The organism is Bradyrhizobium sp. USDA 10063 (assembly GCF_054063735.1).
This window is the reverse complement of sequence record NZ_JBSSGP010000002.1, coordinates 4,019,266-4,044,206: the sequence shown is the minus strand read 5'-3', so window position 1 is coordinate 4,044,206 and position 24,941 is coordinate 4,019,266. Positions and strand designations below refer to the sequence as shown.

The following is a 24,941-nucleotide window of genomic DNA, read 5'->3' as shown; positions in this document are numbered from 1 at the left end:
GCGAGTCAGCTAGGATTCGTCCGTTTCCTGATGGGGGATACGGATGGGACGTTTAGTCGAAGGCGCGGATAGATCCCAGCTGACGCTCTTCCCGGAATGCCAGGAGGATTGGGTGTGCTTGACGTGCAGATGCGCGACACGCCAGATCAACAGATATCGCTCACCGATGCGGATGCCCGTTCGATGGCGACCAGCGGGCGCGGATCGGGCGTCGTCGGCTACAATGTCCAGGTCGCCGTGGACACCGAGCACCATCTGATCGTTACGCACGAGGTCATAAACGTCGGCAACGACCGTGGGCAGCTTGCTCGGATGTCGAAGCAAGCCAAAGAAGTGCTCGAGGTCGACAAGCTCGAGGCAATCGCCGACCGTGGCTACTTCGATGGAGAGGAGATACTGGCCTGCGAAGAGGCTGGCGTTGCAGTCACCTTGCCCAAGCCCATGACGTCGGGCGCCAAAGGCGGAGGGCCGGTTCGGCAAGCAAGACTTCGCCTATCTGCCTCAGGATGACGTCTACCGCTGCCCGTCCGGCCAGCTGTTGCCTTATCATTACACCAACGTCGAGCATGGGATGACGCTGCGCCGTTACTGGTCGACGGCGGCTTGCCAAGGCTGCGCGATCAAGTGCCAATGTACGCCGTCCAAGGAGCGCCGCATCACACGCTGGGAGCGTGAGCATGTGGTCGAAGAGGTCCAGAGACGGCTCGATTCCAATCCTGACGCCATGCGGACGCGACGCGAGACAGTCGAGCATCCCTTCGGCACGATCAAGGGGCGCGCATGGGGGCGACCCACTTCCTGATGAAGCGCCTACGGAACGTCGCCGCCGAGATGGCGTTGCACGTCCTCGCCTACAACCTTACGCGGGTGATGAACATCGTCGGCAAACCGAGCCTGATTGCAGCCAAAAGCGCGACAGGCCGGCTATTGGACGATCCGACGCGAAAACATTGGCGGCCCGCAACGATTGTCGACCCCGGCCGCTTCCAAGCTATCCATTTCCACACAGCCAAGATCCGAAGCCGCCGTTAACCAAAGAGCGGAGCGTGTCCGCTCCGCCGGGCAATTCAGACTTCGACTCGTTCCGCAATGAGACGTGCGTCGTCCACGTCGCCAAATTGATATCGAGCGTCACTCCCAATTCTTATGTTGCCGAACAAGAGTTCGGCGTTAACCACCGCTAACGGTTCCAGTTTGAGCGAAATCGCTTCGAAGTTTCTTAAATATTGCTGGGTACCTCTTCCAGGCATGGTGACCTGGGGAAAGATATGAATAAGCGGGCCAAACGTGGAAAGGCAGAGACGCTCGCACTACCAATGGTCGGGAGAGTTGCAATTGGCGCCGTGGCCGTCGCCGCATTGGGGTACAGTTTGCTGTCTCGCCCAACGAGCGTGCAACCGATACGAAAGCCGTCCGCGCACCAAGCCCTGGCGTCGTCAACTCCGGTTTACGTGTCAACTCCAGTTCATGCATCAGCTCCGATTCCGGCCCCGGCGCCTCAGGTCGAAACACCAAAAGCCGCTGACGTTCCCGGAGCATTCGTTCGGCAGGTGGTTGACTACGCCAGCCACCAGACGCCGGGCACCGTGATCATCGATACCAAGAACACATTCCTTTATTTCGTTCTGAACGACACGCAAGCAATGCGCTACGGCATCGGTGTTGGCCGCGAAGGTTTCACGTGGTCCGGTGAACAGACTGTGGCCCGTAAAACAGAATGGCCGGATTGGCGTCCACCTGTAGAGATGATTTCGCGTCAGCCTTATCTGCCGCGGTTTATGGCTGGCGGTCCCGGCAACCCGCTCGGCGCTCGGGCGATGTATCTGGGCGAGACCGAATATAGAATTCACGGCACCAACAAGCCCGATACGATCGGGAAGCGGGTTTCGTCCGGCTGTATCCGGCTGACCAATGAGGACGTCGTGGACCTTTATGAGCAGGTGAAAGTCGGAGCGAAAGTGATCGTGCTTCCGGCACCCGCTGCCCGTCGACCATCCCAGGGAGCGCCGCCCGACGCCGCTTTCCGATCGCCGGACCCGGCATCGCCGTCGAACCGGCCCTCGGCAACCAACGCGCAGATGCTGTCATCTGGAACGAGGATCGCCGAGGTCCAGTAACTCAGTCCTCCGTCCTCGGTCTGCAACTGAGGACAAGGAGGCAATTCGAGTCGTCGCTTTTAAGTCAGCTTCTGGGCGATTCTGTTGAAAAAGGCGGCTGTTGCGACGCAGAGGTATCAGTGATTCAGTCGGTCTTATTGGCAGGACTGAGGATCATGATGGGACATCGGCAAGTCGAACAGGCTGCGTTGTTCTATGAGTTTTCGCTTGAAAGGCATAATCCCGTCGACCACCTGCTGCGGTCGATCGACAGGTTTGTCGACCTTGAACAGGTTAGGCAGGACCTGGTGCCTTTCTACAGCAGCATCGGGCGACCTTCGATCGATCCCGAACTGATGATCCGGATGCTCCTGATCGGCTACTGCTTCGGCATTCGATCGGAGCGGCGCCTGCGCGATGAGGTTCACCTCAATTTGGCCTATCGGTGGTTCTGCCGGCTCGGTCTGGATGGCGCGGTCCCGGATCACTCGACTTTCTCCAAGAACAGGCATGGCCGCTTCCGGCAGAGCGACCTCTTCCGTCGCGTGTTCGAGAGCGTGTTGCGCCGCTGCATTGAGGAGCGACCGGTCGGCGGTGAAGGGTTCGCAGTTGATGCGAGCTTGATCAAGGCCGATGCCAATCGGCAGAAGGGGATCGAAGGCGACAAGGGACTTCCGCCGGAGGCGACCGGCCGAGCGATCGATGAGTATCTGGCTGTCCTTGATGATGCCGCTTTTGGAGCAGCAACCGAGGTTACCCCGAAGTTCGTGTCGCCCCCCGACCCGGCAGCCCGCTGGACGGGGGCGCACGGCGGCCAAGCCTTCTTCGCCTACTCGACGAACTACCTGGTCGATGTCGAGAACGCGATCATCGTCGACGTCGAGGCGACGACGGCAATCCGACAGGCGGAGGTATTGGCTGCCAAGCGCATGATTGAGCGCACGCTCGAACGGTTCGATCTCTATCCGAGCCGGCTCCTCGGCGACAGCGGCTATGGCTCGGCCGAGATGCTCGGCTGGTTGGTCTATGAGCACGGGATCGAGCCACACGTTACAGTGTTCGACAAGTCGGCACGTACAGACGAGCTCTTCTCGCGCGAGGACTTCACCTATGACCATGCCGCCGACGTCTATCGTTGTCCGGGCGGCAAGGTCCTTACCACGACCGGAACGCTGGTGAACGATGATGCCACGATGCTTTACCTCGCCAGCAAGCGCGATTGTGATCGATGCGCATTGAAGTCCCGGTGTTGTCCCAAGCAGGCTTCACGGAGGGTGCCGCGCTCGATCTACGAGGGCGCTCGCGATATGGCGCGCCAGATCGCAGGGTCGTGGGAGGGCCGCACTTCGCGCCGGCTCCGCAAGAAGATTGAGATGCTGTTCGCGACCTCAAGCGCATTCTCAAGCTCGATCGCTTACGGTTACGAGGCCCAAACGGTGCGCGTGATGAGTTCATCCTCGCAGCAACCGCCAGAACCCGAGGAAGATGGCCAAGCTGATCCAGACTCCTGCCCCGAGGCCCACATAGAAGCCGGCAAAGGCGCCGCTCGCGCCATTACAAACGAATTACTGCCGGCCTTTGTCAACAGAATCGGCCCAAAGCCGAGCGCACGCAAAACCGCTTGAGCCTCTCTTGTTGGGAGGCAAGCGGACATCCAGGCCTTCAATCCGAACGTTGAACTGGGTCATCGCTAGGACGAAAACCGGGTACCGCCTTCCACCACCCCTCGCCGGCGTACGCCGAACTGGCACGATGCGACTTCGCCCGGTTGCGCCCGCGTCCAGCGACTGAGACGAGGACCTGAAAGCCCGGCCTGAGAAAGCCGCGGCGTCGAACCACCCCTTGTCGGAAGCCCCAAGTGAGACTATGTTTCGCCTCATGTGAGGATGGAGACGATGATGCTCGCTTTCAGCAATGTGGCGGATGTGTTGGGCTTGGGCACCAAACAGCGGCTGTCCGACTCGCCTTTCGCACTGATCACCCGGATCGAGGGCGGTCTGCCCGTGGCGGCCCTGGACCGGGTTGCGCGCCTCCTGGCGCCAGACGACGCTCAATTCAAATACCGGCTCGTTCCCAAGGCAACCTATGAGCGCCGCAAGGCTGCGCACAAGCTTTCCGCGGAGGAAGGCGGACGGCTCGCCCGCGTCGCCCGCGTTTGGGCACTGGCGCTTGAGGTCTGGCAAGCGGAAGCTGCCGCCCGCGACTTTCTGTTCCGGCCGCATCCCATGATCGAGGACAAGCGGCCCATCGACGTCGTGATCCAAAGCGAATTCGGGGCCGAGTTGGTCATCGATATTCTCGGCCGTCTGAAATACGGCACGGCCGCGTGACGGCACAGATTCTCGATCGCGGCCTAACGTGTTTTCGCATTGGCGACCCTGCCGGCGCTTATCCCATCTTCGACGCGACAGGCTCGACGATCGCGCCCGGGCGCTGGAACACCATCGGCAGCCCGATGATCTATGCAAGCGAGCATTATTCCACGGCTCTGCTCGAGAAGCTGGTGCATCGGCAGCGGCGCGCTGCCGCCGAACCAGCATTTCATCACCATTACCATTCCACGTGGAATGACCTACGAGGTCTTTTCACCCCCCCTCACTCCCCGGCTGGGACCAGATGCCGGCAACGGTCAGCAAGCGTTTTGGCGAGGCCTAGTATCTCGAAAAGAGGAGTCTCATCTTGATGGTGCCGAGCGTCGTCGCGCGGGTTGACCACAACATGCTGATCAATCCCGCCCACCCTGAATTCCGTCACATCACCACGACCCTGCACGAGCCGGTGTTTTGGGATCGCCGGCTGTTCGGCGCCTAGACTGCGGCTGACCGCAACCCCTGGGCCAGCGAGCGCGACAGAGACGGATTCCGGGACTCGGCGACCAAGTGCGAGCTAGTGAGCAAGGTGCACCCCCTAAGGCCGAGACTTCGCCAGATCCTCAGCTTTCTGGGTAGACCGGACCGAGCTTGTGGGGTCTTCGCCCTCCCGTTTTAGACCAGAACGGGCTCGACGCTGGTCCGCGACATTCGTCAGCGCAGCGCAAGACGTCGAGATCCGAATGCAGGACGCGCCACAGTGACTGTCAAAAATTGGCAAAGCTTGTGTCACTGGGAGCAAAGCGTGTCGATTTGCGTCCAAGGTCATTCGAGCGCCTTCCCGATTTTGAAGACTTGAAGACTGGACGCCGGCGTGGTTAGGCGCCGCTCTGCTACGCCGCGCCTGAGTTGTTGGCCTAGGAGCGGTGCCTGCCTTTTCCTCGCCAGCCGCTTTTCCACACGCGTGGGGCTGTTGCCGACCTTGACGACAAGGATGCGGGGGAGGTTGAGCTCGAACGCGAAGAGGTTCGCGCCGATCAATGTGGGAGAGGTGACCGGCCGCCCTATGCGGCTTTCAACCATCTTTCTCTATATTCTGAGGTACACTTAGCTCAAGAAACCTAGTGAATGGCTTTGCAGCTCGTTCAACCATGTAGCGCGAGCCCGCAAAGCTGAAGTGAGTTCGGTCCCAATAGAGCCAAGCACCGCCAGAGACGACCGGGCAATCCGTATCGCAGAAATAATCAACGGGCCTGAGCAGTTCGATACGATCCGGCCATTTCGCCTGAACACGAGAAAGCATTTCGTTTACTTTGGCACCCGAACGCTCGACGCTTTCCTTGCTCGAGGGAGGACATGGAATCAGAGGCGCATGAGGCAGAGGTCCCTGCAATAGCCGGGGACGATTTATCTCGCAGCTTGCTTCGACTTGGGCGCCGATCAGCAAGATCCGGTGTTGTTCAACTGCCGTTCCAAGGGTGCGCTCAAGCGCGCGCTCCAGCTTAAAGTAAGACGCTTCGCTATCGGTGCCGTCCGCCATCCCTTGGTATTCGATGCTCGCATCATCATAGAGATCCCACCGCTGGACAAAGATCATCGGGAGGCGATTGTCTCTCATTCGCGCGATAGCTTGATCTCGTGCTCTGATACAGTCTTCCCTCCGGCGGGATTTCAGGGCTACACCCTCCAGGATTGGGCAGCCGGCACTGCCGACTAGCTCCATGCGAATGCCCATTCGCCTCATGAGCGGCTCGAGTCCTCTGCTGTAGTGTTCCGAGTGTGAATCGCCAGCAAGAAGGAACGTTACAGGTCCATCCAACGCCGCAATATCTTTGGCCAACGATGGCCCGTTAATGGTTGCGTGCTCGGTCTGCGTTTCGGACAATCTCCAATCAAAGCCCTTGGAGACGAACGTCAGATGTGTGACAGCGACGAGCGGGAGGACGATGCCTCCAAACTGGAAAGCATTCTTCCATGCGCTCACGCTAAATCCCTGAGGCAGAATGAAGCGACGCTCGACGAAGCGGTACATCGCGATTGCGACGATGTGCATGATTAGCAACATCGTCAAGATTCCGGCCGGGCTGTCGGCGCTTTCCCCGAAGATAAAGCGGCCGAAGAAAATGATTGGCCAATGGCACAGGTAGAGGGAGTACGAAATGGTACCGATGCCCGCGACGAGCGGATGCCAAAGAATCCTTGAGATTACCGTACTCTGCCCGCCAAGAATTGTTGCCGCAGCACCGAGGCACGGAATGAGGGCCATCACTTCCAATTTTGGGGTCGTTGGCCTAAGAACTATTGCGCTCGCGACGATGAATAGTAGGCCGAGGGTAGAAATAACTTCCTTAGTTATCCGGCTGAGATGATCGCTATCCCAAAACAGCACCAAAGCGCCGCAGCCAAACTCAAAAATGCGAAAAGGCATCAGGAAGAATGCCGCTGACGGATCGCTCCTTCCCACTAAATATGCGCCAACGAGAGAGCTGATCGTTACCAGCAGGATGATTTCGCGTTGCCGGCGGCTTCTATTCGCGAGCACAATTAATGCTGGCCAGACGAGATAGAATTGCTCTTCCAGCGAGAGAGACCAGAAGTGCAGTAGGGCCAGTTCATCCGAACTTCGGGCAAAGTATTGATGTGATTCCCGCCAATACTGGATATTTGCGATCGACAACAGCGCGTGGGTGCATTCCTTTGCGATATCCAGCAACATGAGCGGCGCGCACCACAGCGCCCCGGCCAAGTAGGTCGCAATTACCGTGACGATAAGGGCCGGATAGATGCGCCTGGTCCGGCGCACATAAAACCCGGCGAACGAAAAGCTGCCTAGCTTCAGGTCGTTCAAGATGTTGCGTGTGATCAAGTAGCCGGAGATGACAAAAAATACGTCAACCCCAACGAAGCCGCCCTCGAAGCCCGGTATCTTTAAGTGAAAGAGCACAACGCATAAGACGGCGAGTGCTCTGAGCTGTACGATCTCAGCCCGAAACAGACTTTTCATCGCGGCGAAAATTCAGGAGGAACGGTAAGGAAGTGAAACGCTCCTAAGTTGCACAGCGAAAAGCTTGGGGCAAGCCGGTCCTTCGTGGCGCGCGGGTCGAAGTGACGATTGACATATCTCGCCTGTGAAAGCGGTATGTTTGTAGGGTGTCTACCGGCTGCGGATGGATTGTGCCTGCGGCGGCCGTAGTGTTAGTGATCTCCCCATCGATCGGCTGGGGAGCAGATCAATGTTCGAGGCTTTGCGCCTATTTCTGGCGCGGCCAAGCGATTTTGCTTGGCATCAATGCGAGCTGCCGCTGTTCGGCGCCCGCGGTGTCTGTGGCAACCGGCTAGCGTTGGTTGGCCAAGTTTGGCGACGCCTAGGGCCGGACGGCAAATGGCAATACCGGCAGGATGGTGGTGCCGACCGTCGATTTTGCTCGGCCGCCCTAGGAGCAGCACCAGGCGATTGTTGAGGGCCTCGCTGCATGCGAGTTGCTTCGGTCGTTTTTTGTAATGCACCGGCAGAAACTGCTCTCTGCCACTCAATGAAGCTACGCGATCCAACTGGCCGCTCGCTTCTGTAAGCCTTCGAGTATTGAACAAGCCTGTTGCGAGCTGCCACCGAGAGATGGCTTGATGAAATCAATTCCTGAATGTCAGTGAAGCGATCTTCTGAAATGACATGTCTGAAGCGTGCCGGTATGGTGCACTCATGTGCCACACCTAACAGCCGCTTGGCCATCGTGGGCGGGGTTCGATCTCGACATGCTGGTGCGGCATGGCGTGTCTGCCCGTGGCGATCTTCTGCACGGAAGGCGCCGGTCCGAACGAATGGAAAATCGGCCGCTTCCTGAGAACGCTGGCAGCGAGGGATTCGCTCAGAGGGTGGTCCCCGGGCAATTGGCAATTCGGAGCATTACCGACCGCAGGCAAATGCTATAGGGCGTTGCGGACGACTGTTGGGGGGCGGCATGGACATCAGAATCCAAGGGCAGGGCGTCCATGCGCGCGAGATTCACGGTCTGGGACAGCTTCGGCATCTGCCGCAAGAGTGGTACGCCTACACGAATCTCGAGGTCGCTGTCGGACCCGGACAATACCGCGAGATCGATGCCATCATGGTCATCGACGACAGGGTTCTGCTCGTCGACCTGAAGGACTGGAAAGAACGAATCACTTGCGGCGAGGGCCGCTGGTACCATGGCAAACTCGACATGGGCTCGCCGGTCGGGAAGGTCCGCTTCGTCGCCCGCAAAGTCCTGGAAGCATTCAAGGCCCATCTGCGCGAGCACAATGAAAAACAGCCGGGTGCGTCTGCGAAATTGCGTGCTCCGCTCATCCAGGGCATCGTCGTCCAATGCGGACCGGCATCGCTGGACGAGATCGTTAACAACGAAAAGTCCAGCGCGTTCATGCTCGACGACTTCATGCGTTTCATCGGCACGGCCGAAGCGCGGGCCTCGTTTCTCGGAACGCCTCAGCACGTCGACCGGCAGAATCCGCTGACCGCCCCCGGGAGCCCTTGGCGGTCGTTCTTCGCTACCTTTTTCAACGCTTCGAACGGGCCCTTCAAACCTGGCAAGCGGCGCTACGGCCCGTACCGGGCGCTGCCCTTGCCGATGCATTCCACCTCTGGCGCGTGCAGTGAGTAGACCTTGGGGCCGCGCTGGTGCTGCTTCTGGTCCAGCACCCGTCGCGCCAGCGCCAGCATGCGTCCAAGGACAATCTCGCCGAGCCAGTCGGTGCGGCCTTCGATCTTGCGGGCGATGTCGCGGATGACGCGGCCGAGATAGGTTCGGAGCCTCTTCAAGGCCCGGTTGGCGCGCTTGAACTGCTTGGCGTGGGCATAGCGCTGGTGCTTGATCAGAGCGAACTTGCCCACCCGAGCATAGGATTGCCGCAACGAAAGGCCCTGCCGCTTTGCCAGCCGGACCAGGATCTCGCGGGCGCGGTTGAGAAGCCTGGCATCGGTCGGGAACATCACGTTCTTGGGCTGCACCGTGGTGTCGACGATGACACGGTTGAGGTCGCTTGGCTTGATCGCCTCGGTCCTGGTGGCGACCGCAAGGCTCTCCTGCAGCAGCGCCTGCAGCTTCTCCTCGCCCGTGCGCTGGCGCCAGCGCGTCAGCGAGGAGCGGTCGAACACCAAGCGGTGCTGGAAGAACTCCTCGCCGCAGAAGAACTGGTAATACGGGTTCTCCACCCAGCGTTCGCACAGCACCTCATCGGAGAGGTCGTAGGTGTGCTTGAGGATGGCCCATCCCGCCATCAGCCGCGTCGGCAACGGCGGCCGGCCCGGCTTGTCCTCGTAGACCGCGCCGAACCGTTCCTCGAGGAACGACCAGTCGATCGTCCGCGCCAACTTCACCAGCGCATGGTTCATGTCGATGATCGCGTCCAGCCGCGAGCGCAGAAGATCGGCCTGTCCGCTGTCCCGTCGTTCCTTGGGTCGCATCGTCCCCTCCGATACGACCACGGAATCACGACCCGCGATTCGAGGGAATCGCAAAAAAGAAATTGCAAGCTCTTGGGGTCTCAAGGGCCAAAAGCTGGCAATCTCGAATGCCGTTGTGCCCAGAAAAATCGACTCCCGCTCAAGGACTTGAGAGATTCTTCACGGCGAACTGCTGCGCGACGAGCAGCAGGCGGTAAGGTTCGGATGTGCGACGTGATGGGTCGCTGCGGGTGGCGGGAAGTCTACGCTGAGACTAGCCGGTATCGCGGATGTTGGTCACCGGCGCCTGCGGGCGCACGGTTGTGACGTCATGCCCTCGTCTCTCGAGCGAGCCAATACTAACCCTGCGGTCTCATTCCGAGCCGCTGACCACAGATACTCCCGTAAACGCCTATGACGCCGGGAAGACCATAGCCTGCGTTTGAATCCTCGGTATCCAGTTGCTGGACAATGCCGGTTGGCGACGCGATGACGCTCACCTTACAGAACCGCGTTGACGCCTGGCCGATGCCGCGGTCAACCGCAATGTCCGTTACCGATGTTAACTGCCAATTGTACGAGGTCTGACCGCTATTCATCTTGAACGTGTTGCTGGGCGGACCAAATTTGAGCACAAGCTTATCGACGTTCTGTCCGATGTATTCCTGTCCGAGCCGAGTAACAACTTCTTGGCTCGAAGCGGCGCAGCCGCCCAAAACGGCGCAAAGCGCCAGCACCCATATATCCCGCATGCAATCAAAACTCCCTCAGCCGGGGCGGCATCCAATAGCAACTCAGGCGCGAGGGCAAGGGCCGCGGCAAGGGAGCCAACCGATTCCTTTGTCGTAGATGATGGCTCTTGGGTACCGTTGCAAAATTCGGCCGACAATCAGCAGACAGTCCTATTTTCCGATTCCGTTCTTGCCGACTACTGTTCGCTGCACGTCGCGATGCTTCTGGTGAGCGAGAATGGTTTGTATCAATCCGTCAATGTTCTTTATCCGGTAATCACGAAGCTGCCGGAGCTTCTTCTGCGCAAAGCTGATTCGCTTCAACTCCAGCATCTGTGGGGCTGGTAGCAGAAGGTAGTCAAGGATCCTGCTGTTGGTCTCGTTCATTCTTGCCGCAAGATACAGGTCACGTGTGTAGTCAATTCGACGAGATGAAATCCAGCGAGGCCACTTGCGATCGCGCACGCAGCGGGCAATGGAAATCGAAACGGTCAGCGCACCGTTGACAGTTAAGACGCTCGTCGCCGGGTCATATGCGGCCCACTGCCGGGCGTTTTCGATTCCAGCAACGATTTCATCGGCTGCGGCGGACAATGTTTCAACGAGCGCGTGTTTGGCCTCGACGTTTCTGAAATTCTCGTCAGGAAAGTAGCCGATCAGGCTGTAAGCATTTTTCAAACCGCCAAATCGCCACGCGTAGACGTCGTTGGTTGGCAGAATGGGCGACTTGTCGATGATCGTCCGACTCAGTCTACCTTTTTCTTGTAGAACCGTCCTGAGGCGGCTGAGCATCTCGTCACTCGTCAGAAGCAGGCGCCGTTGCGGCTGGATCTTCTCCTGGGCTTGCAAGAAGATGCTTTTGTCGACGATTGGCTCGAATACCTCTGGAGCTCTGATCACAAGGTCGGGCGGATTTCGTCGGGCTTTTTGCCCGAGACGCAAGTTCATTCGGTTATAGACATTGTTGCCGATGTAATTCTCGTTTCTTAAGAGGTTCCGGACCGTAGAGCCTGACCATGCTCGGCCGCAATGGTTCAAGACGCCGTCGGCGTTGAGTTCGCACGCGATTTGCGACTCGCTTTTTCCGCATCGAACAAAGAGATCAAAGATGTGCCGAACCACTTTCACTTCGCGCGAATTACCCGGTCTGAGGACAACATGATCTGTCTGCAGACATTTTCGTTCGCCGGGCTTCAGCAGCACTTTGGGCTGTCGATTTTCGTCCACCAGCATTCGTCTGAGCCCGTATCCTGGTGGCCCTCCCTGTCGGAACCCCATGCGAACAAGGCGACAATGTCCAGCGAAAACCTTAGTCGATAGCTCCCTGGAATACTCGGCCGCCATAGCTCGCTTGATGTTCTTGATGATCGTGGACAGCAAGCTTCCATCGTTCTCGAATTGCTCGGCGCAGTAGTGGATCCGGATGCCTGCCTCGCTGCAGATAAATTCGTAATAGGCACTCTCATCGGTGTTCTGAAAGCGTCCCCAGCGGCTGACGTCGTAGACCAGGATCGCTTCGAAATCGGCGCGCCCGCGTTGAACGGTTTCGATCAACTCCTTCAGCGCATCTCGTCCGTCAATGTGAAGTCCGCTGCGTCCGTCATCCTGGTAGCTCCGGACGATCGAAAAGTTGCGCTGGATGGCGTATGCGGCGATGGCCGCGGCCTGGTTCTCAATCGAGTATTTTTGAAGGTCAGTCGACATCCGCATGTATTGCGCGGCGCGGATCTGTCGCCCCGCTGGAGTCCCTTCCAAGGTACAGAACTGCGGCGCTTTGGGTGACGGTTGGTCCATCGCAACCTCCCAAACGACCTTAAGGTTGTAATTCTGCCCCGATCCAGCCGCCAAAGCAATTTGGAACCGGAGATTTGTGGGAATTGCCGCACGGGCAAGACGCTAGGGCTTGCCGTGGTGTGAGGCGCAGCCGATCAGCTAGGGACAACAGAGTTCGCCCGGCCGACAACGGGTTGGCGGGTTCTGCGCCGTGATCGTGGTTGGCCGCAAGGCCACCAGGTAGTTACGCTCGCAGGGGAGAGCCGTCGTTTCTCCGAGCACATGTAGTGCTTGAGCTCGTAGATCGGCGCCGCCTTAAGCCCGCGGATGATATCGAGGGCGACGGTGTGGTGCGTATGGCAGCCGAGGCTCCGCACCTCGAGAAGTCGACGCTTTCTGCCACAAGGATGGTTGGTCAGGTTTAGGAAAGATGAGGCCCTGGCGACATTTGGGCGCGTACTCATCGATTTTCGTCGATGTCGGGTTCGCCCCGGCACCAACCTCCTTTGTACAATCGCAGCAAATGTCGGGATGGGCCGATTCTGTTGAAAAAGGCGGCTGTTGCGACGCAGAGATATCAGTGATTCAGTCTGTCTAGTTGGCGGGACTGAAGATCATGATGGGGCGTCGGCAAGTCGAACGGGCTGCGTTGTTCTATGAGTTCTCGCTCGAAAGACATATCCCGACTGATCACTTGCTGCGGTTGATCGACAGGTTTGTCGACCTTGAATAGGTCCGGCGGGACCTGGCGCCTTTCTACAGCAGCATCGGTCGGCCTTCGATCGATCCCGAACTGATGATCCGGATGCTCCTGATCGGTTACTGCTTCGGCATCCGATCGGAGCGGCGCCTGTGCGATGAGGTTCACCTCAATTTGGGCCTACCGGTGGTTTTGCCGGCTCGGTCTGGATGGGGCGGTGCCGGATCATTCGACATTCTCCAAGAACAGGCATGGCCGCTTCCGGCACAGCGACCTCTTCCGTCGCGTGTTCGAGAGCGTGCTACCCCGCTGCATCGAGTAACGACCGGTCGGCGGTGAAGGATTTGCAGTCGATGCGAGCCTAATCAAGGCCGATGCCAATCGGCAGAAGGGGATCGAGGGCGATAAGGGACTTCCGCCGGAGGCTGCCGGCCGAGCAATCGATGAGTATCTGGCTGTCCTCGATGATGCCGCTTTCGGAGCCGCGACCGAGGTTACCCCGAAGTTCGTATCACCCTCCGATCCGGCGGCGCGCTGGACGGGGGCGCACGGCGGCCAAGCGTTTTTCGCCCATTCGACGAACTATCTGGTCGACATCGAGAACGCGATCATCGTCGATGTTGAGGCAACGACGGCAATCCGGCAGGCGGAGGTATTGGCCGCTAAGCGCATGATTGAGCGCTCGCTGGAGCGGTTTGATCTCTATCGGAGCCGGCTCCTCGGTGACAGCGGCTATGGCTCGGCCGAGATGCTCGCCTGGCAAGTCGGCCCGCACAGACGGGATCTTCTCGCGCGACGACTTCACCTATGACCATGCTGGGGACATCTATCGTTGCCCAGGTGGCAAAGTTCTTACCACGACCGGAACGTTGGTGAATGATGGTGCCACCGTGCTTTACCTCGCCAGCAAGCGCGATTGTGATCGATGCGCATTGAAGGCTCGGTGTTGCCCCAAGCAGGCTTCACGGAGAGTGCCGCGCTCGATCTACGAGGGCGCTCGCGACATGGCGCGCCAGATCGCGAGATCGTGGGAGGGAGGCACCTCGCGCCGGCTCCGCAAGAAAATCGAGATGTTGTTCGCGCACCTCAAGCGCATTCTCAAGCTCGACCGTTTGCGTTTACGAGGTCCAAACGGCGCGCGCGACGAGTTCATCCTCGCAGCCACCGCCCAGAACCTTCGAAAGATGGCCAAGCTGATCCCGATGCCTACCCGAGGCTCGCATAGGGTCGGTAGAGCAGTTCGGCCACGTCGCGACGGAGCTATTGGCCCGTAGCTGGCGGTGCCTTTGACCTCTGGGAGGTCGGTTCGTCGACCTAAAGCGGACATCGCTCGGATCGATCGTCATCGTCCCCACCCCATCAACATCCGAAATAAAAGCCCTGCCATCGCTGGCGGGGCTTAATGTGTTTCAGGCTAGGGGACCTACTTTGCCCCGATTAGGGGACCAACTTATAGGGGACCAACTTTGCCCACGGCTGCAACGGTGCAGCGCCGCGGCAAAGTACGTCCCCTAGCTCACCCGCAAGTCGTTGAAATCGCACCATTGGATTCGACGTCTCCTCAGACCGGATAGGCGGCCGCGGGAGCAAAGTACGTCCCCTAGACTAGCAGCTGGACGGCCACTCTTGCCATCCCGCCGAAGCCCTCCTATCTTACTTTCGTCTTACCAACGAAGCCGCCATGTCCGCCAAACAGAAACTGACGACCACCGTCTCGACCAAGGGCCAGGTGATATTGCCTAAGGCTATCCGGGAACAGCGGCACTGGCCTGCCGGAACGGAACTGATTGTGGAGAATACCCCCGAGGGCGTATTGCTGAAGGCGATGCCCGCCTTTGCGCCCACCCGGCCGAAAGACGTATTCGGCTCCCTGCCGTACAAGGGGCCGGCAAAGTCGATCGCGGATATGGAAGCAGGGATCGCCGCCGAGGCGAAGCGGCGGTATGCTCGCAATCGATACTAATCTCATCGTGCGCTATCTGGTGGGTGATGATCCCGGACAGGCTGCCCGGGCACGAAGGCTGATCGATAACAACGACGTCTTCGTCTGCACCACAGTCCTGCTAGAGACCGAGTGGGTGCTGCGGAGTGTATATGGGTTTTCCGCGGCCCAGCGCGCCAAGGCCCTCTCCGACTTCGCCGGACTGCCGCGCGCGACTCTGGAAGATGCAACCGCCGCGGCCAAGGCGTTGACCTAGATGCGGCGGGGTTTGGATTTTGCAGACGGCCTGCATCTAGCCAAAGCGGAAGGCTGCGAGGCCTTCATCAGCTTTGACCAGAATTTCGCCAAAGCCGCCAACACCCTCGGCGGCGTCAAGGTACGGGCGCCCTGACACCGGGCACGCGCAGCGCACGGAAAACGAGCATCCTTTGATCGACGTCGGCGAAAACAGTCATATCAACAACAGCCGCCGCAAGATGACTAAGGGAGGTTTATTCGACCATCTCGCCGTGCGGTCCAGCGCATCCGAAATCAGCCGGTCTTCCGGATTTCCTGGCGCAACTCGTCTGCGGCAGTCGAGATTTTGCGAATTAGCTCTTGCTCAACAAAAGCAATCCTCTGTTCAATCTCTTCAGTCGAGCGACGATCAAAACCAGGCGTCAGTCGCTATTTATGGATCTCTGTTGTAGTCACTCATTTTATCATTATTAATCTGGATCCCAAGCACATGCTCTGGTGCTGCGTTGATGTGGATCACTCCTCGGCCACGAGTCCGCAATACCAATTTGAAATCAAGCATCGTCCAAGTCCTGAACTTGTCGCAAATTTGTTGCGGTTGATTTTCGAACGCTCCCCGAACCGAAGGCACGTGATCAGCATGTTCAGTCCGAACAGCGTACTCCCGACGAGAAAGCCGACGGGCAGAAGGCCGAACCATTTCCAGACCTCCCGCCATTCGCCACTCCAGGCGAAATGCGCGTTGTCGAACGCGATGGCGTAGCGCCGCGCAGACGAGGACGACGACGTGGGCGGCCGCGTGTACGGCGGCCGTGCTCCAGATCTTGAACTTGTTGGAGACCTCCTGCTTAATGGTGTAGCCAATCAGCGAGGCGCCAAACACCGCGGCGATCAGCGCGTAGACGTCGGGGCGGTCCCGCAGAGAGATCAGCGCCGCGAAAAGGAAGTAGATTCCGCCCATCAGCAGCGAGAAGTCCCAGTTGGTGAACGCGAAGACTACGTTCCGCAGCGCCAGCGATCTGCTCGTCGAGAACGACGGGTACGCCGCGGCCGCCGTCTTCTTCGGGTCTTCGGGATCCGGCATGGTGCCGAGCGTCAGTTCCTCGCGGTGACCGACGAAATTCACCGAGACTTCCCGCTCGAGCTGGTGCGTCGGATGGAGGAAGGCGCCCCCGCCACCCCAGGTGACGCACTGACGGCCTTCCTTGCCGACCTAGCGGCTGTAGCAGAACCGGAATTGTGTGTCCCCGCCTGGCGTTCGTCGCGATGCCGGCCGCGTACTCCATGATCTCCCAGGATTTGCAGTTGCTGTCGGTGTACAGCCAGCCGGGCTCCGCGCTGCACAGGATGATCCGGGACCCCTCCGGCATTGCGGCGGCGATGTGCTTGAAGTAGTCCGCCTGCGGCCCGTCCATGTCGTCGGCGAGCTGTATGTCGGTCGCCCAGAGCCACCAGGTCTCGGTCAAGCGGACGGCGAAGTAGCTTCGGCGCTGTAGGACCGCCACGCTCCGACATGCCACGGCTTCTCCTTACAGAAGAGCGCGAGGAGAGGACGAGACAGTCGTAGCAATCGTGGTTGCCGGGAATCGCGAGCAGCGGCCTGCCTTCGTCGTTCTTCTTGTCGGGATCGGGAGCCGCCCATGCGTAGGGCTGTCGCAGTTGGTTCGCATAGGCCTGCCGAGTGGCCTTGGGCTGGAGCAACAGCACCAGATCGAACCAGTGTGCCATTCGCGGGTAGGTCTTCGTGTCGTTGAGCAGATCGTCAGCCACTGCAAAGTCCTAATTCGAATACCACCCGGGCGAGGCGAAGTTCTGGCTTTCTATTCTGGCGAACGCTCTCATCGGCATCGGGCTCGCGATCGAGTATTTCTGCATCCGCGGGACGATCATTGCGTCCAGAGAAGCGGAGGCCGAGAACGACGCAAAGCTCGCGGCGGCACTCAATCGAGCCGCTTCCGCGGAGGAGGACCTCGTCGCGTTCCGCACGACAAGGCGTCATGTGATCGGTCCGCAGCGAGCCGAGCTCACAGGCTTGACGCGTCCATTCGCCGGGACGGTCTTCGACACCGCCATGAGCCATTTCGAACGAGAGATCGGCGACATCCTGTGGGACATCGAAGAGGCCCTTCATGCCGCCGGCTGGCAACAGATCGATTGGGCCGCGCCCGCAAACGCCTCCGCTATCCGGCGCAGCCACCGCCCCATTTCCGGGGCCGCCCTAGCTCAGAACGTGGAGATCGAAATCGACCCGAACCAGCGACAAGCCTTGCTGCCGGCGGCCGAGGCATTGATCCTGGCCCTGAACCAAATCGGCATCGACGCCCGCGAGGCTCCGTACACCTCCGTCAACGGCAATCCGCACGCCGTACACATCATGGTCGGCCCAAAGAGATAGCGGAAGCTCCTGTCGTCCGTGGAAACGTCGCCTCCAGAGGCGAGGGCCGACACTTGCAATCTTGCCGATTGTAAGGAATCACTGGGAAACGCGCATCCTTGAGGCTCCGCCCATGGGCTGAGAGATCGCAACCGTTGACGCTAGGGCTTGGCCGGAGGGTGCAGGCGAGGATCGAGTGCGAACGGCTCCTGCGACTTTAGCTTGTAGGAGCCGACGGCATTTGAGCCGACAAACATCAGCTTCCAGCTCGCGGTCGACACGACGCTCGGAATTAGCACGACCCTATGTCTGGCAAGGAGATCGTCGCCGAATGCTTGCTGTCCGGCGCTGGGGATGCCGGGCCGAAGCCAATTCGGGTTGGGAATCATTGTCGGGTCGACCACGAACACGCTTGTCGGGTCTACCGTGACGGCGGTGAGTACGTGGGGGACCGTGTCGAGCGCCCTGAAGCCCTTGTGGACTGCGACCTCCAGAATCGCGGTAGCGGGATCGACCGAGCAGTACACGGCCCGAAGTCCTCGGCTGTTCCAGCGGCCGCCGACCAGAAAGGCTCCCTCACCGCTGTCCCACGTGGACGCGTACGTCGCTTGGTGCAACCGCCAAGCGACGAGCTCGGCGCCGCCGAGCGCCCCAGGCAATGGCGTCACGCGTAGACACCGTACTCAAGTCGAGCGAGGAACTCTTCCACCAGTTCGACGCCGGCCGGCGTTGCCAACAGCTCGATCGGTTTGTGCTGGTTCAAGCCCATGGCCGGGCGTTCCAACCACTGCTCGGCTTCGTCCTTGGAGCCCAGAATGGAAGTCGCTTTCGCCAGGACTTCTGCGAGCTTCCATGTTCGCCCGCTCTGCTCGGGGCTCAGTGGCCTGGCTCCCGCGGAGACGTGGCGTTGGTAGGTGCGATGACTTATTCCAATCGCCTTGGTGAACGAGTCATCCCAGCGGAGAAACACCAGGTTCTGAACCAGGTGCGACAGCGCTCTGGACGGCAGGCCGCTCAGAAGCATCTCATGCGCTTCCAGCGGGCTCCGCGGCACCTTTCGAAGGGTGGATGGCGCCCCAAGCAGGCTGGCTACTGCAGCCAGCCGTGCCTTCTCGACCGGCTCGGGTTGGTCGGTTTTTGGATTCGGCATTGCAACCTCCGTCACGTGTCGTTTTATATACGACAATTGACGCGACGTCTTCAGGACAGGCGGATCGGCAGTTTCTCAGGAGGCGCTCCGGCAGTATGTGACGACAGGCGATTGCCTGAAGCTCGATGCGCTTGCCAGCACCGTACCTTGACAAATCTCGTCCTTACAGATCGAACGGACCCACAATAGAAATCCGGGCGAATTGCTGGGCACTGCGCGTTTCTTGACAGAAGCGGTGAGCACCCTGCAACTAATATATTACCAACCGACGGCGCGGCCCTTCCACCCCAAGGAAGGATTTGGCCCCTCGGGCCTCCTGGGGGCCGATTCCGCCGACGATCACGCTGCCCGTTCCAACTGGGCCGTATCGCACAGTGGGCCGGGGGGGCGGAATTGCCACTTGATCGTTAGATTAGATCTCCTCGCTGCCGCCCATCGTCTCCGACTGACACTTTCGGAGCCTCGACAGCTATATCAGAACATAGTAAGAACTATATTCCTCTGGTTGCACCATTCTGAACTCACCCTCGATTGAAATACCGCCGTCAAATCATGACTTTAGAGCCCGATTTGCTGAATCCTTTGAGATGAAGCCGATCCAAGGAGCAGCATCCATTGTCCTTGTTCCGCCATTTGCATGACGACGCCTTTCTGGCCTTTTCGCGCGATCACAAGCACCTGTACGCGGCTTGCCTGCTGGATCTCCATGAGCGCTTCTTTTCGGGCGCGCCGGCGTTTCCGACGCCCCAACAGGTCGTTCACGCCATCTACGATGTCATGCGAGCGAATCCTGCGTTGTGGAGCGACGGCGACGACTTCGGCGCCTTGCCGGAAATGATCTCGGCGGGCCGCCGCCGCATCCGGAAGGCGGATGTCGCGCTCGCCTCCGAGAAGGGCGACAAAGCGCTTGGCCTGGCGCGGCAGCTCTACGCACGGCTGCTCGCCTGGGGATGGCTCGAAGAGGAGGAATACGGCCTGCGGGTTACCGTCGACATGGCGATGGGTCCGCTCCTGGTCATTCAACGGCTGGCAAGTCTCAACAAGGATCTCTCGCAACGCTTCGGCGGACTGATCGTGCAGATCCGTCTCAATCTCGAGGCGGTCGAAAAGCTGACGCCCGAGATCACAGACCGGAAGCAGCGCGAAGCCGCACTCGCCGTCCGCGAGGCGCGTAACCAGGCCGACCAGTTCACCAAGAGCCTGCGAGCCATTCTCGCCGACCTTAAGCGCATCCGCCGGACGGTCATGGAATCAAAGACCGTGGGCACTCGCCTTGAGGCCTTCTTCGAAGAGTTCGTGGACCAGCTCTTGCTGAAGGACTTCGAGTCCATCCTGACCGTCAACCATCCGTACCGGTTCCGCGACGCCATCGTCGACCTCGCACGACGGATCTCCTATACCCCTGAGACCATGCAGGTGCTCGCCGAGGAATACGTGGCGGCCAGTATGGCGCCCGATGTCGAAGACGGGCGAGCGGCCGCCACGGACGATCTGTTGGCGATCGAAAACATCTTCGAGCAGATCGGTGAGATGTTCGAGCGGATCGAGACCTTCCGCAGGCAGCTCGAGGCGCGGGTCCGCAACACGATCAAATATGCCGAGCGCGGAGCCCAAGGGCTCGTCGGACGAGCCGGCGACCTCGTGCGCCGCCTGGATGCCCTGCTGCGCGACGGCAGGCACGACACGGCGACGGTCGAGTGGAGCGTCGAGCCGCTGCGCTCACCCTGGTCGGAGCATCACCAGGCGCCGACCAGGCAGCCGCGCCGCCCCGTCGAGGCCAGGCCGCTCGCCGGGCCGCCTTCGGATCCGCTGTACGAACTGCGCAAGAAGCTGCGTCTCGAATACATCGCGCGCATCGCGCCGCACCCTGAGGACGTGAGACGCTTCCTTGAAGGGCAGGTGCCTCCCTACGCGACCAAGGAAGCCCGGTTCATGGAGATCGACACCGTCGACGACTTTCTCGCGTTCGATTGCGCCCGCCGCTACGCGCTGACCGGCGAGGTGCCGGTGCAGATCGCCGCCGGATTCGAACTCGAGCCGTCTCCAGATACGCCGCCGCACGACAGCGACTGGCTCCGGTGTGCCAACTTCGTGGTCCGGCGATCGGGCCCGCTCCGGAAGGGCAGGACGGCCCATGCTTAGCGAATTCGAGAACATCGAGAACTCCGCCGGCGCCGAAAAGGCATCCGATCTGCGCAAGGCGCTGCACTTCCTGCTGCGCCGGCAGTTCGTCTTCGCCGGAGACCCACGAACCGGTACCGTGTTCAACACGATCATGGACGGCCGCTTCCGCGATGTGATCGACGGCTTCTTCGACAGTTGCGGATATCGCGTCCATCGCGATCCGGAGGCGCAGTGGGCCGGCATCGTCGCCATGGACGAGGACGTGCCGCTGCCCCGGATGAAGCTCGACGAAACCATCGTGGTCCTGGTCCTGGCGGCATATTGGCAGCAGGAGGTCAACATCGGCGCGGTCGAGGATCGCGCGGTGGTCGTGGCGACCTTGAACGATCTCTTCGACCGCTACCGGGAGATGGCGCAGCACAGCGGGGGAGGGGCGATCTCGGCGGCGCGTTTCCGCGACATTCTGCGCGAAGTCGCCCAGCGAAATCTGGTCGAGATCGGCGAGTTCGACGACGAGCAGCAGGATTGGGAAGTCAGGATCCGGCCAATGATCAAGCTGATCAGCGGTGGTGACGCCCTCCAGCGTCTCGAACGCTACGTCCGGAGTGAGGAGGCCCGTTTCCCGCGCAGCGCCGGAGGAGAGTCATGATGGAGCTGCGCTACCTCACGATGGTGAACTGGCATCTCTTCGATGTGGCCGACATCGAAGTGGCCGGTCACGTCGGCGTGCTCGGCGAAAACCGCTCCGGCAAATCGACGATCCTGGACATGGCGCAGGTCGTTCTCACGGGCGGCAGCCGCCGCTTCCTGCGCCTGAACGCCGTCGCCGGGGACAGCGGAAAATCCCGGAGCGCCTCGAAGCGCAGCGTCGTCGACTACTGCCTTGGAACTCTTGGAGAGGACCAGCGGCGGCGCGACGAGGCGCGGACCTACATCGCGCTCGGCTTCGAAGACACGGACGGAGAGCGACCGCCAGTCACGATCGGCATGGCTCTGGAGGCCCGAAAATCGGACACCCGGGAGACCGTGCTGGCGCTGTTCGTCGCTGTCGGAGCGATCCTGAAGTCCAAGGATTTCATCGAAGAGAAGGGGAAGTCACAGTTCCCCGCGCAATGGGAGGACGTGCGCGCCAGGATAGTCGCGGCGGTCGGCGAGGCGAATTTCGTCAATCACCGCGACCGGGCGGGCGACTACGTCCGCGAGTACATGCGGCATCTCCTGCCGCACTCGCCGTGGGGCGAGCAGAACGCGAGCGCGCTGCAGAAGTCGATCGTCAACGCCATGACGCTCGAGCACAATCAGACGGCCACCCAGTTCGTACGGAACTACATCCTCGAAGACAGTCCGATCGGGATCAAGGAGCTGCGCGAGTCGATCCAGACCTACCGCAACATCAGCGATACCATCCGGAAGATGCGCCTGAAACTGGAGGCGCTCAAGCAACTCAGGGCGATTCTCGCAAACCTGGAGGCGACATTCGAGATCATTTTCCGCGAACAGTGGATCGCCAAGCGCGCGGAATGGCTCGCGGCGCGGGCCGCCAACCGCGAATTCAGGAGCAGGCTGCGGCTCGCGACGGCCCAGCGCGACGCTGCCACTGGCGAGCTAAAGTTCCTGGACGACGACATCAGGGCGATCGACGACGAGATCGAGCGACTGACCGAGGCCATCGCGCAGCACGATGCCAAGACCGGCAGGAAGTCGTTGCAGCAGAGCGCCTCGGTAGCCGAGCAATCCGCGCAACGCGCGGCGTCCGATTTCGGCGCGCGGCTCGAGACGATCCGGCGATTGCAGCCGCTGTGCGCGATGGCGGGACACGGGTTCGACGATCTCATTCCCGCCGTCGAGAGGCTCATTGCCGCTACAAGTACGGGCTCCGTCAACTCGGTTTCTGAAGAAGTCTCGGCCGCCGAAGCCGCCGTGATAGGCTTGGGCGCGCAGCGGCTCGCCGAGGTCGACGTGGCGCGCCAAGCGATCATCGCAGAGGTGTCGAAGCTGCGCAAAGAGCGGAACGAGCTCATCGAGCGGATCCGGCAGCATGCATCTGGGGGACCTGGAGCCCATCTGGAGGATGATACGAAACTCCTTTGCCAACGGCTCCGGCAGAAGGGAATGGCGCCGCGCGTGCTTTGCGAACTGATCGAAGTCGCCGAACGTGAATGGGCAGGAGCAGCCGAGGCGCTGCTTGGCCGCGACCGCGATGCGGTGTTCGTCGACCGGTCGCAGATCGGGACGGCCACGGGAATTTTCAAGGAAGGGCGACGCGAGTTCCGCCGTACGTCCCTTGTGAGCCTCAACAAGCTGGAACAGTTCAGGGCGAAGCCCGAGCGGGGAACGTTCCCCTCGATCTTCCGGACGCAGGATCCAGATGCGCTTTCGTTTATCATGCGCCGATACGGCTCGGTACGGCTTGCGGACACGTTGGACCAGTTCAATAGGCCGGGCCGCGCCATCATGAAGGACGGCCTTTACGACGACGGTCTCGTCCGGACGCATCGGTCGATCGACCCCTCGCAGTACAAGATCGGGAAGGCGGCGCAGGCGAGCGCGCTCCGCGCCCTGCAGGAACGAGCCGAAGATCTGGCGGACTCGCTGGCGCAGGCAGAAAAGGAAGCTCAAATCGCCGATAGTGCATTCATGGCGCTGAAGACCCTTTGCGATGTGCCTTCCGACGACCTGAAGGCCGCAGCCGCGGCGTTTGCCGTGGCTCAAGCCGATGCGGCGGATGCCCAGGCCAGGCTTGCGGCTCTCGACAGCGCCGGCGACGGCGGCCTTCGGGACAAAAAGCAGGCCCAGCAACAACTCAAGCAGACGAGGCTCTCGGAGCGCAAAGTCCAGCAGAATGCCTTCAACAGGCACGACGGGGAGGTGAGGACGGCGCAAAGCAGATTGAGCGACGGCGAAAACGTACCTGGCTCCCAGCTCAACCTGAAGATCGCCTGGTCCCTCTTCGCCAAGAATCTGTCGCTCTACTCCGTGGCGAAAGGCCGCCCCGTGCACCGGGCGCGCCTCGACGCCCGCCCACACAAGAACGAGGTCGAACGTCATCGCGTCATCGCGGAGAAATCTCTCAAGGACGTCGGGGAGGCGAACGACAGGCGCAGAGAGATCGAGAGGGAGGTACGCGAGGCGCTGGAGATGTATTTCGGGGAGTTCGGCGTCAGTTCCCAGGTCGGGATCGAAAGCGAGCCTCTCCAGGAGGTGAAGCCCTGGATGACGCAGTTGATCGACGACATCGAGTCGAACGAGTTGCGCCAGTACGAACGGCAGGCCCGTGAAGCGGCCGAGAAAGCCGCCACGCTGTTGCGCGGGGAGTTCATCAACGCGTTGACCTCTCGGATCGGTAAAATGGAGCGGGATCTGCAGTCGCTGACACGCAGTCTCCAGGCCCATCCCTTCCACAACGAGCGTTATTCGTTCCACCGGACCCAGGTGGTGGAATTCCAGCCTATCCTGAAGATCATCGAGATCGGCAAGACGTCTCCGGAGGCGTTGGACATGCTGTTCCGCGGCGACGTTCCCGACGACTTTCCGCACAAGGACACGATCTTGGCGCTCGAGGCGCTGCTCGAGGATCCGGAGAAGGACTTCACCCAATTCGAGGACTACCGAAACTTCTACACCTTCGAAATCCATATGGAGGACGTCGCGACCGGACGTTCGAGCCGCTGGGAGCAGCGGCGCGGCACCGGATCCGGCGCCGAACAGCAGGTTCCGATCTACGTGGCCATCGGCGCGTCGCTCGCGGCCGTCTACGGCAGCGCGGAGCGCCGTGCCGGAAAGCCTTCGGGCTTCGCGCTTGCCATGTTCGACGAGGCTTTCTCGAAGATGGACGGCAAGAACCAACGGCAGATGATGAGCTTCTATAAGAATCTCGGCCTGCAATTCGTGATCGCGGCACCGTTCGAGAAGCGCGTCGCGGTGCTGGAGCACATGGACACGATCGTGGAAGTGGATCGCATCGGCGAGCAGTCGAGAGCAACGGTAGTCGCGCTGAAGGAGAGGGCGAAGCGCGAACTGATGGCGATCGACCCGGACCTGATGTCCGAAGATGAGCTCGCCACGCGTCTCGCGGCCGAGTAG

The 24,941-nt window shown here is 60.4% G+C and carries 18 protein-coding genes and 5 pseudogenes; 15 read left to right on the top strand and 8 right to left on the bottom strand.

The features are described 5' to 3' along the window. Positions 1 to 108 precede the first annotated feature (108 nt). The 5 genes and pseudogenes from ACVJGD_RS21140 to ACVJGD_RS21120 all read left to right on the top strand — a co-directional run. Positions 109 to 915 (top strand): annotated as a pseudogene (locus tag ACVJGD_RS21140) (transposase); the annotation flags it as partial. A 353-nt stretch (positions 916 to 1,268) separates the two neighbouring features. Next, on the top strand, positions 1,269 to 2,117 hold the full coding sequence (locus ACVJGD_RS21135; protein WP_456636144.1) for a L,D-transpeptidase: 849 nt from the start codon (positions 1,269 to 1,271) through the stop codon (positions 2,115 to 2,117). 155 nt (positions 2,118 to 2,272) lie between these two features. Continuing rightward, positions 2,273 to 3,623 (top strand): annotated as a pseudogene (locus ACVJGD_RS21130) (transposase). 371 nt (positions 3,624 to 3,994) lie between these two features. Beyond that, positions 3,995 to 4,426 (top strand): antitoxin Xre-like helix-turn-helix domain-containing protein, encoded by a 432-nt coding sequence (locus ACVJGD_RS21125; RefSeq protein ID WP_456640326.1) that lies wholly within the window; start codon positions 3,995 to 3,997, stop codon positions 4,424 to 4,426. Beyond that, positions 4,423 to 4,907 (top strand): annotated as a pseudogene (locus tag ACVJGD_RS21120) (RES family NAD+ phosphorylase). Before ACVJGD_RS21125 ends, ACVJGD_RS21120 begins: the two are co-directional and overlap by 4 nt. Before the next feature lie 323 nt (positions 4,908 to 5,230). Here ACVJGD_RS21120 and ACVJGD_RS21115 read toward each other — a convergent pair. Both ACVJGD_RS21115 and ACVJGD_RS21110 read right to left on the bottom strand, forming a co-directional pair. Beyond that, on the bottom strand, positions 5,231 to 5,488 hold the full coding sequence (locus ACVJGD_RS21115; protein ID WP_456636143.1) for a hypothetical protein: 258 nt from the start codon (positions 5,486 to 5,488) through the stop codon (positions 5,231 to 5,233). Continuing rightward, positions 5,481 to 7,409, bottom strand: a complete 1,929-nt coding sequence (locus tag ACVJGD_RS21110) for an acyltransferase family protein (RefSeq protein ID WP_456636142.1) — start codon at positions 7,407 to 7,409, stop codon at positions 5,481 to 5,483. The genes ACVJGD_RS21115 and ACVJGD_RS21110 overlap by 8 nt, the downstream gene beginning before the upstream one ends. A gap of 955 nt (positions 7,410 to 8,364) precedes the next feature. Here ACVJGD_RS21110 and ACVJGD_RS21105 point away from each other — a divergent pair. Then, entirely contained in the window at positions 8,365 to 9,045 is a 681-nt protein-coding gene (locus ACVJGD_RS21105) for a nuclease-related domain-containing protein (protein WP_456636141.1), read from the top strand. Here ACVJGD_RS21105 and ACVJGD_RS21100 read toward each other — a convergent pair. From ACVJGD_RS21100 to ACVJGD_RS21090, 3 genes and pseudogenes are all read right to left on the bottom strand, one after another. Next, positions 8,997 to 9,848: pseudogene (locus ACVJGD_RS21100) on the bottom strand (IS5 family transposase); the annotation flags it as partial. The gene ACVJGD_RS21105 and the pseudogene ACVJGD_RS21100 overlap by 49 nt on opposite strands. Positions 9,849 to 10,186: 338 nt before the next feature. Further along, the gene (locus ACVJGD_RS21095) at positions 10,187 to 10,579 is read right to left on the bottom strand and encodes a hypothetical protein (protein WP_456636140.1); all 393 of its coding nucleotides are present in this window, start codon (positions 10,577 to 10,579) and stop codon (positions 10,187 to 10,189) included. Between the two features lie 150 nt (positions 10,580 to 10,729). Further along, positions 10,730 to 12,352, bottom strand: coding sequence for a recombinase family protein (locus ACVJGD_RS21090; RefSeq protein ID WP_456636139.1), 1,623 nt, complete (start codon positions 12,350 to 12,352; stop codon positions 10,730 to 10,732). A 595-nt stretch (positions 12,353 to 12,947) separates the two neighbouring features. Between ACVJGD_RS21090 and ACVJGD_RS21085 the strand changes: the two are divergent. The 5 genes and pseudogenes from ACVJGD_RS21085 to ACVJGD_RS21065 all read left to right on the top strand — a co-directional run bounded on the left by ACVJGD_RS21085 (position 12,948) and on the right by ACVJGD_RS21065 (position 15,662). Then, positions 12,948 to 14,305, top strand: a pseudogene (locus ACVJGD_RS21085) (transposase). A gap of 407 nt (positions 14,306 to 14,712) precedes the next feature. After that, complete coding sequence (locus ACVJGD_RS21080) at positions 14,713 to 14,994, top strand: AbrB/MazE/SpoVT family DNA-binding domain-containing protein (RefSeq protein WP_456636138.1); 282 nt, start codon at positions 14,713 to 14,715, stop codon at positions 14,992 to 14,994. Then, complete coding sequence (locus tag ACVJGD_RS21075) at positions 14,975 to 15,229, top strand: type II toxin-antitoxin system VapC family toxin (RefSeq protein ID WP_456636137.1); 255 nt, start codon at positions 14,975 to 14,977, stop codon at positions 15,227 to 15,229. Before ACVJGD_RS21080 ends, ACVJGD_RS21075 begins: the two co-directional genes overlap by 20 nt. Further along, complete coding sequence (locus ACVJGD_RS21070; RefSeq protein ID WP_456636136.1) at positions 15,230 to 15,364, top strand: hypothetical protein; 135 nt, start codon at positions 15,230 to 15,232, stop codon at positions 15,362 to 15,364. A 37-nt stretch (positions 15,365 to 15,401) separates the two neighbouring features. Further along, complete coding sequence (locus ACVJGD_RS21065) at positions 15,402 to 15,662, top strand: hypothetical protein (protein WP_456636135.1); 261 nt, start codon at positions 15,402 to 15,404, stop codon at positions 15,660 to 15,662. Here the strand turns inward: ACVJGD_RS21065 and ACVJGD_RS21060 are convergent. Next, complete coding sequence (locus ACVJGD_RS21060; protein ID WP_456636134.1) at positions 15,644 to 16,336, bottom strand: hypothetical protein; 693 nt, start codon at positions 16,334 to 16,336, stop codon at positions 15,644 to 15,646. The genes ACVJGD_RS21065 and ACVJGD_RS21060 overlap by 19 nt on opposite strands. A gap of 906 nt (positions 16,337 to 17,242) precedes the next feature. Here ACVJGD_RS21060 and ACVJGD_RS21055 point away from each other — a divergent pair. Then, a complete protein-coding gene (locus ACVJGD_RS21055) occupies positions 17,243 to 17,605 on the top strand; it encodes a hypothetical protein (protein ID WP_456636133.1) in 363 nt (120 codons plus the stop codon). A gap of 140 nt (positions 17,606 to 17,745) precedes the next feature. On the opposite strand, the gene ACVJGD_RS21050 is transcribed toward ACVJGD_RS21055, so the two are convergent. Together ACVJGD_RS21050 and parS are read right to left on the bottom strand one after the other, a co-directional pair. Then, a complete protein-coding gene (locus ACVJGD_RS21050) occupies positions 17,746 to 18,252 on the bottom strand; it encodes an RES family NAD+ phosphorylase (protein WP_456636132.1) in 507 nt (168 codons plus the stop codon). Beyond that, complete coding sequence (gene parS / locus ACVJGD_RS21045; protein WP_456636131.1) at positions 18,249 to 18,734, bottom strand: type II RES/Xre toxin-antitoxin system antitoxin; 486 nt, start codon at positions 18,732 to 18,734, stop codon at positions 18,249 to 18,251. The genes ACVJGD_RS21050 and parS overlap by 4 nt, the downstream gene beginning before the upstream one ends. Positions 18,735 to 19,349: 615 nt before the next feature. On the opposite strand from parS, the gene ACVJGD_RS21040 reads away from it, so the two are divergent. From ACVJGD_RS21040 to ACVJGD_RS21030, 3 genes are read left to right on the top strand one after another with little or no spacing between them, the layout of a single operon-like run. After that, positions 19,350 to 20,876, top strand: coding sequence for a Wadjet anti-phage system protein JetA family protein (locus ACVJGD_RS21040; RefSeq protein ID WP_456636130.1), 1,527 nt, complete (start codon positions 19,350 to 19,352; stop codon positions 20,874 to 20,876). Continuing rightward, the gene (locus ACVJGD_RS21035; protein ID WP_456636129.1) at positions 20,869 to 21,507 is read left to right on the top strand and encodes a DUF4194 domain-containing protein; all 639 of its coding nucleotides are present in this window, start codon (positions 20,869 to 20,871) and stop codon (positions 21,505 to 21,507) included. The genes ACVJGD_RS21040 and ACVJGD_RS21035 overlap by 8 nt, the downstream gene beginning before the upstream one ends. Next, positions 21,504 to 24,941, top strand: coding sequence for an SbcC/MukB-like Walker B domain-containing protein (locus ACVJGD_RS21030; protein WP_456636128.1), 3,438 nt, complete (start codon positions 21,504 to 21,506; stop codon positions 24,939 to 24,941). Before ACVJGD_RS21035 ends, ACVJGD_RS21030 begins: the two co-directional genes overlap by 4 nt.